This is a genomic window from Streptomyces vietnamensis, from assembly GCF_000830005.1.
GTDB lineage: Bacteria > Actinomycetota > Actinomycetes > Streptomycetales > Streptomycetaceae > Streptomyces > Streptomyces vietnamensis.
In genome coordinates this window covers 906,875-920,035 of the sequence record NZ_CP010407.1, presented here as the reverse complement: position 1 = coordinate 920,035, position 13,161 = coordinate 906,875, and the positions used below count along the sequence as shown (strand labels likewise).

Below are 13,161 nucleotides of genomic sequence, written 5' to 3'. Positions count from 1 at the left end.
TGTCAGGCGCTGAACTCGTGCTTCAGGTGCCGTACTTGCAGATCAGGCGCTGAACTCGCGTTTCAGGCGCCGTACTCGCGGATCAAGCACTGAACTCGTAGGTCCAGGCGGCCGACTGGGCCGAGAAGTCGATGTCCGTGATCTCCAGGGCGTGCCCGTGCTGGTCGCTGACGACCCGGTGGACGAGCAGCCGGGCCGCGCCGCCGGCCGCCGTCGTGGCCGGTCCCGGCGGGACGCCGACCGACTCGCGGTGGGTGATCCGCAGCCCCGCCTGGTGCATCCAGTGGTACAGGAGCCGCAGGTCGGGCTGTTGGCGGCAGTCCCTGCCCCGCCGGTACCGGGAGAGCTGGGGGATCTCGTCGAGGGCCGGCCGGGAGAACCACGACACCGCCCGCTGGAGCGCCGCCCCGTGCGGCCCGAGCACCGTGTGCCGGTGGACGAGCGTCGGCTCGCCGGGGGCGAGCAGGAGCCGCGGCGCCAGCGGCGTGGGTGCCGGTTCCCAGGTGAGCGAGGCCCGTACGAGCGCCTCGGCCGCCTGCGGTCCGCCGGGGAACGTCGGCCGGCGGGCCGTGAGTGCGGGCGCGGCCGGCTCGGGCCCGGTCCCGTCGGCGGCGAAGGTGCCGCGCCGGTCGGTGACCACGAGCCGTTCGTCCCTGAGGAGCCGGAGCGCGCTGCGGACGGTCTGCCGGTTGACGTGGTAGCGCTGGGAGAGCGTTCTCTCCGACGGGAGCCGGCTGCCGGGGGAGATGCGCCGCTGGGCGAGGTCCTCGCGCAGGGCGGCGGCGACCCGGAGATAGAGCGGTACGTCCGCCACCGCCTCGGAATCGGGCTCGGCCATGGTCAACCCTCTCTTCGCTCACCGTGACCACGTGGGTCGTGTGGGTGATCAATTCCTATCATTGGTCTAAACCATTTCGCCAGGCCGGTCCGGAAGAGTGGCCGAAACGAGTGGCGAGCCGTGTAATGAGGTTCCAGATGACCGGGCCGAGAACACGTCGGCGGGAGAAGGCTGGTGAGGCCGGATGACGACAGCGTCGGAGCGCGCCGCACGGGGCAAGGCGGCTCGCAAGAGAGTCCCCCGCACCCTTCACGGCCGCTGGATACCCAGGTCACAGCGCCCCGACCCGCTGGTGATCCTGGAGCGCGAGTCCCTGGACCGGCTGTCCGACCTCGTCCCCCTCAGATACGCCAGGATGGCGGTCTCCCCCTTCGCCTTCCTGCGCGGCGCCGCCGGCGTCATGGCCGCCGACCTCGGCGCCGAGCGTCACACCGGGCTCACCGTGCAGCTCTGCGGCGACGCCCATCTGCTCAACTTCGGGGTGTACGCCTCACCCGAACGGACGCTCCTCTTCGACGTGAACGACTTCGACGAGACCCTTCCCGGCCCCTTCGAGTGGGACGTGAAGAGGCTCGCCGCCAGCGTCACCGTCGCCGCCCTCCAGAACGGCAGTGCCAAGCCCAAGGCCCACCGCGCCGCGCTCGTCGCCGTCGAGTCGTACCGCACGAACATGCGCCGCCTCGCCGGCATGGGCGAACTCGAGGTCTGGTACGAGCGGATCTCCGCCGACGACATCCTTCGAGTGGTACGGGGCGAGGACCGCGCGCGCCTCGCCAAGCGGCTCGCCGGCGCCCGCCGCCGCACCAGCCTCCAGGCCCTCGCCAAGCTCACCGAGCGGGACGAGGCCGGCAACCGGCACATCGTCGACGACCCGCCGCTCCTCGAACGCGTCACGGACGTCGACCGGGTCACCCTCGGCAAGATCTTCAGCGACTACCGCAGCTCCCTCGCCGAGGAGCGCCGCGTCCTCCTCGACCGCTACCACTTCGTCGACGCCGCCCGGAAGGTCGTCGGCGTCGGCAGCGTCGGCACCCGCTGCTTCGTCCTCCTCCTCGAAGGGCGCGACGACAGCGACCCGCTCATCCTCCAGATCAAGGAGGCCGGCCGCTCCGCCCTGGAGCAGTACCTGCCGCCGACCGCCCACCCCCACCAGGGCCGCCGCGTCGTCTCCGGCCAGCGGCTCACCCAGGCCGCCAGCGACATCTTCCTCGGCTGGATGACCGGGCCCGAGCAGCGCCACTTCTACTGGCGGCAGTTGCGCGACATGAAGGGCTCCGCCGAGGTGGAGACCATGTCCCCGGCCACTCTGCGGGACTACGCGCGGCTCTGCGGCCGGGCCCTGGCCCGCGCCCACGCCCGCTCCGGCGACCGCATCGCCATCGCCGCCTATCTCGGAGCCTCGGACGTCTTCGACCGTGCCGTCGCCGACTTCGCCCTCGCCTACGCCGGGCAGAACGCCGACGACTACGCGGCCCTCGGCGCGGCCATCGCCGCCGGCACGGTGACGGCGGCCCCGGGCGTCTGAACTGCTCCGAGTGGCGCTCACGGGTGGTGGGCGTCCCGTCGTGACCGCAGGCTCATGAGCACAGTGCCCGCCCGGATCGTGCCGTCGCGGGCTGAGCCACGCGGTGTCGCCCCGGTCGGGGCGGCCGTGGTCCACAGAGAGACCCGATCACATGACGGAACACAGCACCGTACGAGCGCGCGCCCGGCGCCCGTACGGTCGGCGACGCCTCCGAGTCGCACGCACCGGTCTCGCCCTCGTCGTGACCGGCCTCACCCTTCTGGGTGCGGCCGGTCCGACCGCGGCGACCACCCCGACGACGGGACGCACCTGGACACCGGGCAACACGGTGTCACCACCCGTCCAGAGACCCGGTCCCGGAGGTCCGGGGCGGTTCGTGCCCGCTCCCTGCCCGCAGACGCCCGAGCCGGTCCCGGGACGGTGCGGATTCCTGGAGGTACCCGAGAACCGCACCCACCACCACGGCGGGAGCCGGACCATCCGGCTGGCCGTCGCGATCATCCCCGCCGCCTCGACCCAACCGGCCGACGAACCGGTGGTGTTCATGGAAGGGGGGCCCGGCGGCGACGCCTTCGACAACATCCCCTTCCTCATCTCCTCCGGGGTCAACCGGAACCACGACCTGATCGTCATGGCCCAGCGCGGCACGCTCCACTCACAGCCGAACCTCGCCTGCCCGGAGATCGACCGCTTCAACGTGCGGGCCGTGGGGCTGCGGTACGACGCCCCCTCGACCGGACGGCTCCTGGTCCGTGCGACCGAGGAGTGCCGGGACCGTCTGACGGCCGCCGGAATCGACCTGAGCGCCTACAACACCACCGAGAACGCCGCGGACTTCGCCGCCCTGCGCAGGGCGCTCGGCATCGACCGGTGGAACGTCTACGGCTACTCGTACGGCACCAACCTCGCCCTCACCTACCTGCGGCGGCACCCCGAGGGCATCCGCTCGGTGGCGATCGACTCGATCGCACCGCCCCAGGTCGTGAACCTGCCGTGGACCTGGGACAGCGCCGCCGAGGGGATCGGCGAGATCTTCGCGGCCTGCGAGGCCCAGCCCCGCTGCAAGAGCCGCTACCCGCACCTCCGGCGCACGCTGGACGAGCAGGTCCGCCGCCTCGAGGCGCACCCCTTGACGCTCATGGCGCAGCCGCCGGCGGGCGGGAACCCGGTCAAGGTCGTCCTCGACGGCGGCGCGCTGGTCAACATCCTGGTCGCCAACACCGTCAGGGCCGTCGACGTCCCCGCGGCGCTCGACGAACTCGCCCACGGAAACCCGGAGCGCTTCGCACGGGCCCGCGCCGTCGACGCGTCGACCGTCATCGGCGCCTTCGCCCACGGCCTGACGCAGTCGGTGGCCTGCGCCGAATGGGTCCCCGGTTACGGGGAGCGCGACGTGCTGAAGGCGGGACGCCGGAACTTCCCCGGCTGGCCGGACACGGTCCTGGCCCAGGCCCCGCAGCTGCCCTTCCAGTACGACATGTGCCGGGCCTGGAACGTCCCGGACCGCACCGCGATCCAGCGGGTGGCCACCTTCAGCAGGGTGCCGGCGCTCCTCCTCTCCGGCACCTTCGACGCGAAGACCGGCGCGAGCTGGGCCCACGTCGCGGCCGGCACGCTGCCCGACTCGACCTCGGTACGGATCCCGGGCATCGGCCACTGGGTGGTGCCGCAGTCGCCCTGCGCGGCGAGCGTCCTCTCCTCCTTCCTCGACCGTCCGACCGCGCCCGACACCGGCTGCGTGGCAGGACTCGCACCCCAACCGTTCACCATCACCCCCTGACACGGAGACCGAATGATGTCCCTTCGACCACCCCACCACCGGCGCACCACGAGACGGCTCCCGGCCGCGCTGGCCGGAGCGACCGCCGGCGTCCTCGCCGCCGGCCTCGTCGCGGCGCCCGCCCACGCCGAGTCCGGCCCCGCCGCGCCGCTCGGCACGGTCGCCCGGACGGCGGGTCACGCCCGCTTCGTACCGGGCCCCTGCCCGAGGACGGCGGACCCGATCCCCGCCCTGCGGACGGCCAACTGCGGAACGCTCACCGTCCCCGAGACGCGTGACCGGCACCACGGGGACCACGGAGGCTACGGGGACGAGGAGCACGAGGGTCGCAAGATCACCCTCGCGGTGGCGATCATCCCGGCGGCCACGAAGAACAAGGCGGGCGACCCGATCGTGTGGCTCGCCGGCGGCCCTGGCGACGACGCGGTGTCCGAGATCCCCATGGCCCTCAACGGCGGCCTGAACCGCGACCGGGACCTGATCTTCATGTCCCAGCGCGGGACCTACTCGGCCGACCCGCAGCTCACCTGCCCGAACGTCGACCAGTTCGCCGCCGACTCCCTCGGCCTCGTCTTCGGCGCGCCGTCCACCGGGCGCCTGCACGTCGAGGAGACGCGGAAATGCCGCGACCGGGTGGTGAGCCGCGGGGCCGACCCCAGCGCCTACTACGGCCCCGAGAGCGCCGCCGACTACGACGACCTGCGCAAGGCGCTGGGCATCAGGAAGTGGAACGTCTTCGGCATCTCCTACGGGACCAACCTGGCGCTCCACTACATGCGCCTGCACCCGGAGGGCATCCGGTCGGTCGGCATCGACGGCGTCCTGCCGCCGGCCCTGGCCGGCGGGGCCGTGACCTGGAAGGCCGCACGAGAAGGCTACGACGGCCTGTTCAAGGCATGTGAGGACCAGCCCGCCTGCAACACCCGCTATCCGAACCTCAAGGCCACCTTCGAGCGCCTCGTCGGCGAGGTCGAGGCCCGACCGGTCACCACCACCGTCACCGTCCCGGGCCACCCGGCACCGGTGAAGGTCGTGCTGGACGGCGGAGTCCTGGTGAACTGGCTGGCCTCCGCCACCCACGTCGCGGCCGGAGTGCCCCGCTCCATCGACGAACTGGCCCACGGCAACCCGCGGCGGATCGCCGAGCAGTGGGCGGGCGGCAAGCTCAGCCCGCAGGCCATCGGGAGGACCTCGCACGGGCTCGCCTACGGCATCTTCTGCCGGGAGTGGACCCCGTACGAGAGCGAGGCCGACATCGTCCGGGCAGGGCAGCGCCTGTTCCCGACGTTCCCCCGCTCGGTGCTGGTCAACGCCCCGTTCCTCACCTGGCTCCACCCGGACTGCCGTGCCTGGGACGTCCCCCCGGCGGACCCCTCGATCAGGGACCGGACGTACAGCGACATCCCGACCCTCGTCCTGTCCGGCGGCTTCGACGCCCAGACCGCGCCGAGCAGCGGGGCGTACGCCGCCCGGACGCTGAGCCGGTCCATCGCCGTCACGGTGCCCTACGTGGCCCACGTGGTCTTCGCCGACTCGAAGTGCGCGCAGACGATGACCGTCTCGTTCTTCGACCGTCCGGACGCGCCGGACACCAGCTGTCTCGCGGGCCTCACACCGCCCGCGTTCGAGATCGCGCCGTGAGCTGAGGCGAGGGACGGCGACGGCAGGTCCGTCGCCGCCCTCGCTCTGCCGGACCCGTCCTAGCCGTCCGTGCGCCGCAGCGGCGGTTCGGCGGGCGTCTCGGACACCGGGCCGAAGAGCACCGCCCGCGCCACCGCGGGGGCGAACAGCGCCGTCATCGGTGCGGTGAGGGTGAGCGCCTTGCGGAAGGGCACGCCGACGACCGGGTCGCCGGCCGCCCGCTCCTGCACCCGGCCCAGGTACCAGCCGACCGCCTTGTCCAGCGCGCCGGGGCTCGCCGCACCGCCGACGGCGCCGGGCATCTTCTTGTCGGCGCCCGTCGAGATGTCCCAGGCCTGCCGGGAGGCGTCGAGGAGGGCGCGCTGCACCCGCCGGGTGGTCGGGGTGCGCTTGGGGTCGGCGAGCGCCCGGCGCAGGGCGACGGCGGTGAGCGCCGCGACGGCCATGCCCTGGCCGTAGATCGGGTTGAAGGCGCAGAGCGCGTCGCCGGTGGCGAGGAAGCCCGCCGGGCGGCGGCCCGGACGGTCGTACCGGCGCCGGATGTTGGCGGTCCTGCGGAAGCCGTACACCGGGGACACCGGCTCCGCCTCCGCCAGCCAGTCGCTGATCACGGAGTGCGGCATCCGCTTGGCGTACTCCTCGAACGCCCCCTCCTCCGTCGGCGGCTCGTTGCCGCGCAGCCCCGAGAGGGTCACCAGGTGCGTCCCGTCGCCGACGGGCAGCACGACGGCCCCGTACTCCTGGGCGGGGTTGGGCACGATGAAGTAGCCCATGGCGTCGCTGCCCAGGACCCCGGCCGGGGCGCGGTAGACCCGGGTGCCGTACGCGAGACCGGTGTCGATGGTCTCCTCGTGCGGCGCCTCGGCGCCGATCCCGGCCAGCCAGTCCGCGGACTTCGTGGACCGCCCGGAGGCGTCGACCACGAGATCGGCCTCCAGGACCCGGGTCTCCTTCTCGGCGCCCGCGCCACGCTCCCGCAGCCGTACGCCGCGGACGCGCGAGGAGTCGCCGGTCAGGCCCACCGTCTCGTGGCCCTCGACCAGTTCGATGCGCGGGTCGGCGAACACCCGCTGCCGCACCAGCCACTCCAGCTGCGGGCGCGGACCCGAGTAGAAGTGCGCGCTCGCCGGGGTCCGGCGGAACCACTTGCCGTTCTGCCACTGGACCATGTCCTCCGGGACGCCCACCTTGGGCGCACCGAGCTCGCCGAGCTCCTTCAGGAAGCCGGGGAGCAGTTCGTCGAAGGCCTGCTGCCCGCCCGCGATGAGGACGTGGAGGTGCCGGCCCTGCGGGACGCCCGGCCGTGCGTCGGGCCCCTCCGGGAAGCGGTCGCGCTCGACGACCGTCACCTTCTCGGCGTGCTCGGCGAGTACCCGAGCGGCCAGCAGTCCAGCGAGACTTCCCCCGATGACCACCGCGTGACGTGTCGCGCGGTGCCCCAAGTCGTCGGCCATGCCCGCCCTTTCGTGTCGTGGAACTACAACTGACCAGTATCCACGCCGGTGCGGGCCCCGTCGCGTACCCCGTCGCGCGCTCCGAGCCTCAGGTGCTCGATGTGGTAGACGGCCTCGTCGAGGAGCTGGGCGACGTGGTTGTCGTACAGGCTGTACTCGATGCGGCGCCCCTGCCGGACGCCGGTGACCAGGCCGAGCGCGCGAAGCAGCCGGAGCTGGTGGGAGACGGCGGACTGCTCCATCTCGACGGCGGCGGCCAGCTCGGTGACGCCGCAGGGGCCCTGGCGGAGCGTGGTGAGGATCATCAGCCGGGACGGGGTGGCGAGGGCCTGGAGAGTGGCGGCGATGGTGGCCGCGGACTCGGCGTCCAGGTGGGTTGCGGGGGTGGTCTGACCGTTCGCTCCGTGTCCCATGCGCTCATCGTAGCGGCGCTCGTATGTCAATATGTGAAGACCTCTTCATGTATTCGAGTATGGTGGTGGCCTTCCCTCCCCGCCCCCTCGAAAGAGGTGTCCTTCCCATGGCCCTCCCGGAGCTCGACAGCCCGCAGGCCCCCGCCCCCGTCCGCACACCGGCGCCGCCGCACCGCACCCGGGCCACCGCCCTGCCCGAGGTGCGCTGGGCGGCCCTCTCGGCCCTTGCCTTCCTCCTCGCCCTCCCGCTCGACCTGGCCGGCGCCCCGGCCTGGCTCTGGGGCCCGCTCTACGCGGTCTGCTACGCCGCCGGAGGCTGGGAACCCGGCTGGGCCGGACTCCAGGCGCTGAAGGAGCGCTCCCTCGACGTCGACCTGCTCATGGTGGTCGCCGCGCTCGGCGCCGCCGCCATCGGCCAGTACCTCGACGGCGGCCTCCTCATCGTCATCTTCGCCGTCTCCGGCGCCCTGGAGGCCCTCGCCACCCGCCGCACCGCCGACTCGGTCCGCGGCCTGCTCGACCTCGCCCCCGCCACCGCCGTCCGGCTCACGGCCGGGGACCTCGACCACGAGGAGACCGTCGAGGCGACCGCCCTCGCGGTCGGCGACACCGTCCTCGTACGGCCCGGGGAACGGCTCCCCGCCGACGGCACCGTCCTGAGCGGCACCAGCGACGTCGACCAGGCGAGCATCACCGGCGAACCGCTCCCCGCCCCCAAGGCGCCGGGCGACACCGTCTTCGCGGGCACCCTCAACGGCTCCGGGGCCCTCCGCGTCCGCGTCGACAAGGACGCGGCCGACTCCGTCATCGCCCGGATCGTCGCCCTCGTCGAGGAGGCGAGCGCCACCAAGGCCCCCACTCAGCTCTTCGTGGAGAAGATCGAGCAGCGCTACTCGGTCGGCGTCGTCGTCGCCACCCTCGCCCTCTTCGGCCTGCCCGTCGCCCTCGGCGCCGACGTCACCGAGGCCCTGCTCCGCGCGATGACCTTCATGATCGTCGCCTCGCCGTGCGCGGTGGTCCTCGCCACGATGCCGCCGCTGCTCTCCGCGATCGCCACGGCCGGACGCCACGGCGTCCTCGTCAAGTCGGCCGTGGCGATGGAACGTCTCGGCGCGGTCGACAGGGTCGCCCTCGACAAGACGGGCACCCTCACGGAGGGCACGCCGAAGGTGACCGCCGTCCACGGTGACGACGCGGCCCTCGCCCTGGCCGCGGCGGCGGAACTGCCCAGCGAACACCCCCTGGCCCGCGCCGTGGTGGCCGAGGCCCGCGCCCGCGGCCTGGAGATCCCCGAGGCGAGCGACTTCACCGCCGAGCCGGGGCGGGGGGTACGGGCGGTGGTCGACGGCCGCGAGGTGCGGGTCCGCCGGGCGGCGGGCACCCACACCGACACGGCCGTCGAGGTCCTCGTCGACGGCTCCGCGGCCGCCGTCCTCGACCTTTCCGACCGGCTCCGCGAGGGCGCCCCGGAGGCGGTCGCGGCCCTGGCCCGGCTGACCGGCACGCCCCCCGCTCTCCTGACGGGCGACAACGCGGGCGCGGCCGCCCGCATCGCTGCCGAGGCGGGGCTCACCGACGTCCGCGCCGGCCTCCTCCCGCACGAGAAGGCGGAAGCGGTACGGGAGTGGGAACGGGCGGGCGCCAAGGTGCTGCTCGTCGGCGACGGCGTCAACGACGCCCCGGCCCTCGCGGCCGCCCACACCGGCATCGCCATGGGCCGGGCCGGCTCCGACCTCGCCCTGGAGACCGCCGACGCGGTCGTGGTCCGCGACGAACTCCGTGCGATCCCGGCCGTCGTGGCCCTCTCCCGCCGCGCCCGGCGCCTGGTCGTCCAGAACCTGGTGCTCGCGGGCGCCTGCATCGGCGCCCTGGTCGCCTGGGACCTCGCGGGCCACCTCCCGCTCCCGCTGGGCGTCGCGGGCCACGAGGGCTCGACGGTCCTGGTGGGCCTGAACGGCCTGCGGCTGCTGCGGGACTCGGCGTGGCGACAGACACAGACGGGGAATCCGTAGGCCCGCGCCCCGGCCGTTGCGGGCCCGCGTTCCGCCGGGACGGCGCCCACCCCGTTGCGGGCCTGCGCCCCGCCGGGGCGGTGCCCACCCGCCCGGGCGGCGCCGTCCCCGTTGTGGGCGCCTCGTGCCGCCCCCGTTGTGGGCAATCGTTCCGCTGGGGCGGAACGGGTGGGCACAACGGACCCGCGCCCTTGCCGGCGCCCGAGGCTCCCGCGCCCGAACCCGCACCACGTCGTGCGGCGCCGCTGGGGTGCGGGTCCAGGCGCGGAACGCGGAGGCGCCGCTGAAGGGCGCCGTCCCGTGTGCCCACCCGTCCCGCCCCGGCGGGACGATTGCCCACACGGGCGCGGGGCACCGCTCAGCAAGGCGCGGGCCCACACAGGCGCAGGGCACGGGCCCGCACGGGGCGTAGGCCACACGTGCGGGGCGCAGGCCCTGTGGGGCGGGGCGGAGGCGGGCGCGTTCGGGCGTCCTGGGCGCGGCCCGAAGGAGGCCCTACTCCTCCGCCCCCAGCTCCCGCAGCGCGCTCGTCAGCCACTCCACCCAGAACCTCTCCAGATCCACCCCGCCCCGCAGCACGAGATGCCGCAGCCGGTCCGGCTCGGTGCGCCGGCGTTCCGCCGGGAAGTCGCGGGCCTCGATGACGAGGTACTCGTCCAACTGGGCCTGGTGCAGGGCGAGGTGGCGCCGCAGCTCGGACCGGAGCCCCGCCGCCCCCACCATCGCCGCCGCCCGCATCCGCAGCAGCAGGGCCGACCGGAGCGGTTTCGGGTCCTCGGCCTTCCCCACCCAGTCGCTGAGCTCCGCCCGGCCCGCGGGCAGCACCTCGTACTCCTTCTTCTGTCCCCGCGCGGGCACCGGAGCGGGCAGGGCCCTGATGTGCCCCGCCTGCTCCAGCTTTCCGAGCTCGCGGTAGATCTGCTGGTGCGTGGCCGACCAGAAGTAGCCGATCGACTTGTCGAAGCGGCGCGTCAGTTCGAGGCCGGAGGACGGCTTTTCGAGCAGCGCGGTGAGGATCGCGTGCGGGAGGGACATGCTCGCATCCTAGGTTCGGCCGGCCACGGTGATCACGGTGCGGCCGTCACAGGGCGGCGGCGAGCCGCGTGCCCTGGTCGATCGCCCGCTTCGCGTCCAGCTCGGCGGCGACGTCCGCACCGCCGATCAGGTGCGCCGAGCGGCCGGCGGCGACCAGCTCCTCGTACAGTTCGCGCTGGGGCTCCTGCCCGGAGCAGAGCACGACCGTGTCGACCGGCAGCAGCTGCGCCTCGCCGTCGATCGTGACGTGCAGGCCCGCGTCGTCGATCCGCTCGTACGTCACGCCCGCCACCATGGTCACGCCCCGGTGCTTGAGCTCGGTGCGGTGGATCCAGCCGGTCGTCTTGCCGAGGCCCGCGCCGACCTTGGAGGTCTTGCGCTGGAGCAGGTGCACCTGGCGCGGCGGCGCGTTCCGCTCGGGCGCGCGCAGTCCGCCGCGGTTCTCGTACGAGGTGTCGACGCCCCACTGGCGGAAGTACGTCTCGGGGTCCTGGCTCGCGCCCTCGCCGCCGTCCGTGAGGAACTCGGCGACGTCGAAGCCGATGCCGCCCGCGCCGATGATCGCGACCCGCTCGCCGACGGGCGCGCCGTCCCGGAGCACGTCGAGGTAGCTGAGGACGCTCGGGTGGTCCTCGCCCGCGATGCCGGGCGTGCGGGGGGTGACGCCGGTCGCGACGACGACCTCGTCGTAGCCCTCCAGGTCGGCGGCGGACACGTACGTGTTCAGGCGGACGTCGATGCCGCGTTCGGCGAGCTGGACGCGGAAGTAGCGCAGCGTCTCGTCGAACTCCTCCTTGCCGGGCACCCGCTTGGCGACGTTCAGCTGGCCGCCGATCTCGGCGGCGGCGTCGAAGAGGGTGACGGAGTGGCCGCGCTCGGCCGCCGACACCGCGCAGGAGAGACCGGCGGGGCCCGCGCCGACGACCGCGACGCGCTTGGCGAGGCGGGTGGGGGAGAGGACCAGCTCGGTCTCGTGGCAGGCGCGCGGGTTGACCAGGCAGGAGGTGATCTTCAGGCTGAAGGTGTGGTCGAGGCAGGCCTGGTTGCAGCCGATGCAGGTGTTGATGGCGTCCGCGCGGCCGGCCGTCGCCTTGGCGACGAAGTCGGGGTCGGCGAGGAACGGGCGGGCGAGCGAGACCAGGTCGGCGCGGCCGTCGGCGAGGATCTCCTCCGCGACCTCGGGGGTGTTGATGCGGTTGGAGGTGACGAGCGGCACGGACACCGCGCCCATCAGCTTCTTCGTCACCCAGGTGTAGGCGCCGCGCGGCACGGAGGTGGCGATGGTGGGGATGCGCGCCTCGTGCCAGCCGATGCCGGTGTTGATGATGGTCGCGCCGGCGGCCTCGATCTCCTTGGCGAGCGTGACGACCTCGTCGAGCGTGGAGCCACCCGGAACCAGGTCGAGCATGGAGAGGCGGTACACGAGGATGAAGTCCTCGCCGACGCGCTCGCGGATCCGGCGGACGATCTCCAGGGGGAAGCGGACCCGGTTCTCGTACGAGCCGCCCCAGCGGTCGGTGCGCTGGTTGGTGGCGGCGGCGATGAACTCGTTGATGAGGTAGCCCTCGGAGCCCATCACCTCGACGCCGTCGTACCCGGCCTCCTTGGCGAGCTCGGCGCAGCGCGCGTAGTCCTCGACGGTCTGCTCGACCTCGGCGTCGCTCAGCTCGTTCGGTACGAAGGGGCTGATGGGCGCCTTGATCGGGCTGGGGCCGACGAGGCCGGGGTGGTAGGCGTACCGGCCGAAGTGGAGGATCTGCAGGGCGATCCTGCCGCCCTCGGCGTGCACGGCGTCGGTGATCAGCCGGTGCTCGGCGACCTCCTCGGCGGTGGTGAGCTTGGCGCCGCCGTCCCAGGGCCGGCCGGCCTCGTTGGGCGCGATGCCGCCGGTGACGATGAGGCCGACGCCGCCCCGGGCGCGCTCGGCGTAGAAGGCGGCCATGCGCTCGAAACCGTGCTCGGCCTCCTCGAGGCCGACGTGCATCGACCCCATGATCACCCGGTTGGGCAGGGTGGTGAACCCGAGGTCGAGCGGGCTCAGCAGGTGCGGGTACGGGGTCATGGGGGCGCCTCCTCGCGCAGGGGTCGTCGACCTCAGTTCTAGGCGACCCCGAGGACCTTCTGCAACTAGTTGCAGAAGAATCGGGGAGTGACATCTACTACTCGGTAGCGTGCTGGTCCCGTTCGACCGGCGGATCGCCACCGTGTCCGAGCCGGACGCAGGGCCGGCTCCCGAACGGGATCGGTGATCGTGAGACACGGGTTCACGGGCGGCCCGCCCCTCACCAGCACCCTCCTGGCAGGAGAGCTCACCCCGGCGCCCGCGGTCGGCGCCGAGGTCCACCACGGGCCCGGACGCGCGACCGACCCGAGGCTCTCCCTCGCCGAGGCTCTCCCTCACCGAGGCCGCGGACGCCGCCACGGCCTTCGCCGCCCACCATCCCGCCGCGCGCATGGAGGCGG

General features: G+C 73.5%; 9 protein-coding genes. 4 read left to right on the top strand and 5 right to left on the bottom strand.

The window, feature by feature from the left end:
• Window positions 1-82 precede the first annotated feature (82 nt).
• The gene (locus tag SVTN_RS03965; RefSeq protein WP_052498941.1) at window positions 83-838 is read right to left on the bottom strand and encodes a GntR family transcriptional regulator; all 756 of its coding nucleotides are present in this window, start codon (window positions 836-838) and stop codon (window positions 83-85) included.
• Window positions 839-1,022: 184 nt separating this feature from the next.
• Here SVTN_RS03965 and SVTN_RS03960 point away from each other — a divergent pair, with 184 nt between their 5' ends.
• The 3 genes from SVTN_RS03960 to SVTN_RS03950 all read left to right on the top strand — a co-directional run bounded on the left by SVTN_RS03960 (window position 1,023) and on the right by SVTN_RS03950 (window position 5,784).
• Window positions 1,023-2,363, top strand: coding sequence for a DUF2252 domain-containing protein (locus SVTN_RS03960; RefSeq protein ID WP_041127816.1), 1,341 nt, complete (start codon window positions 1,023-1,025; stop codon window positions 2,361-2,363).
• A gap of 376 nt (window positions 2,364-2,739) precedes the next feature.
• Window positions 2,740-4,143, top strand: coding sequence for an alpha/beta fold hydrolase (locus SVTN_RS03955; protein WP_041127815.1), 1,404 nt, complete (start codon window positions 2,740-2,742; stop codon window positions 4,141-4,143).
• Window positions 4,144-4,155: 12 nt separating this feature from the next.
• Window positions 4,156-5,784: an alpha/beta fold hydrolase gene (locus SVTN_RS03950; protein WP_425428943.1), complete on the top strand. Its 1,629-nt coding sequence runs from the start codon at window positions 4,156-4,158 to the stop codon at window positions 5,782-5,784.
• A 59-nt stretch (window positions 5,785-5,843) separates the two neighbouring features.
• Here the strand turns inward: SVTN_RS03950 and SVTN_RS03945 are convergent, their stop codons facing one another.
• Both SVTN_RS03945 and SVTN_RS03940 read right to left on the bottom strand, forming a co-directional pair.
• Entirely contained in the window at window positions 5,844-7,238 is a 1,395-nt protein-coding gene (locus SVTN_RS03945; protein ID WP_041127814.1) for an FAD-dependent oxidoreductase, read from the bottom strand.
• 23 nt (window positions 7,239-7,261) lie between these two features.
• Entirely contained in the window at window positions 7,262-7,651 is a 390-nt protein-coding gene (locus SVTN_RS03940; protein WP_041127813.1) for an ArsR/SmtB family transcription factor, read from the bottom strand.
• A 107-nt stretch (window positions 7,652-7,758) separates the two neighbouring features.
• Here SVTN_RS03940 and SVTN_RS03935 point away from each other — a divergent pair, with 107 nt between their 5' ends.
• Entirely contained in the window at window positions 7,759-9,663 is a 1,905-nt protein-coding gene (locus tag SVTN_RS03935; RefSeq protein WP_041127812.1) for a heavy metal translocating P-type ATPase, read from the top strand.
• A gap of 495 nt (window positions 9,664-10,158) precedes the next feature.
• On the opposite strand, the gene SVTN_RS03930 is transcribed toward SVTN_RS03935, so the two are convergent.
• A complete protein-coding gene (locus SVTN_RS03930; protein ID WP_041127811.1) occupies window positions 10,159-10,698 on the bottom strand; it encodes a PadR family transcriptional regulator in 540 nt (179 codons plus the stop codon).
• 46 nt (window positions 10,699-10,744) lie between these two features.
• Window positions 10,745-12,760, bottom strand: coding sequence for an NADPH-dependent 2,4-dienoyl-CoA reductase (locus tag SVTN_RS03925; protein ID WP_041127810.1), 2,016 nt, complete (start codon window positions 12,758-12,760; stop codon window positions 10,745-10,747).
• Between the last annotated feature and the right edge of the window lie 401 nt (window positions 12,761-13,161).

Excerpts from the sequence above, each read along its gene's own strand:
- SVTN_RS03925 (WP_041127810.1), bottom strand. The coding sequence starts at position 12,760 with ATGACCCCGTACCCGCACCTGCTGAGCCCGCTCGACCTCGGGTTCACC.
- SVTN_RS03965 (WP_052498941.1), bottom strand. The coding sequence starts at position 838 with ATGGCCGAGCCCGATTCCGAGGCGGTGGCGGACGTACCGCTCTATCTC.
- SVTN_RS03945 (WP_041127814.1), bottom strand. The coding sequence starts at position 7,238 with ATGGCCGACGACTTGGGGCACCGCGCGACACGTCACGCGGTGGTCATC.
- SVTN_RS03930 (WP_041127811.1), bottom strand. The coding sequence starts at position 10,698 with ATGTCCCTCCCGCACGCGATCCTCACCGCGCTGCTCGAAAAGCCGTCC.
- SVTN_RS03960 (WP_041127816.1), top strand. The coding sequence starts at position 1,023 with ATGACGACAGCGTCGGAGCGCGCCGCACGGGGCAAGGCGGCTCGCAAG.
- SVTN_RS03935 (WP_041127812.1), top strand. The coding sequence starts at position 7,759 with ATGGCCCTCCCGGAGCTCGACAGCCCGCAGGCCCCCGCCCCCGTCCGC.
- SVTN_RS03940 (WP_041127813.1), bottom strand. The coding sequence starts at position 7,651 with ATGGGACACGGAGCGAACGGTCAGACCACCCCCGCAACCCACCTGGAC.
- SVTN_RS03950 (WP_425428943.1), top strand. The coding sequence starts at position 4,156 with ATGATGTCCCTTCGACCACCCCACCACCGGCGCACCACGAGACGGCTC.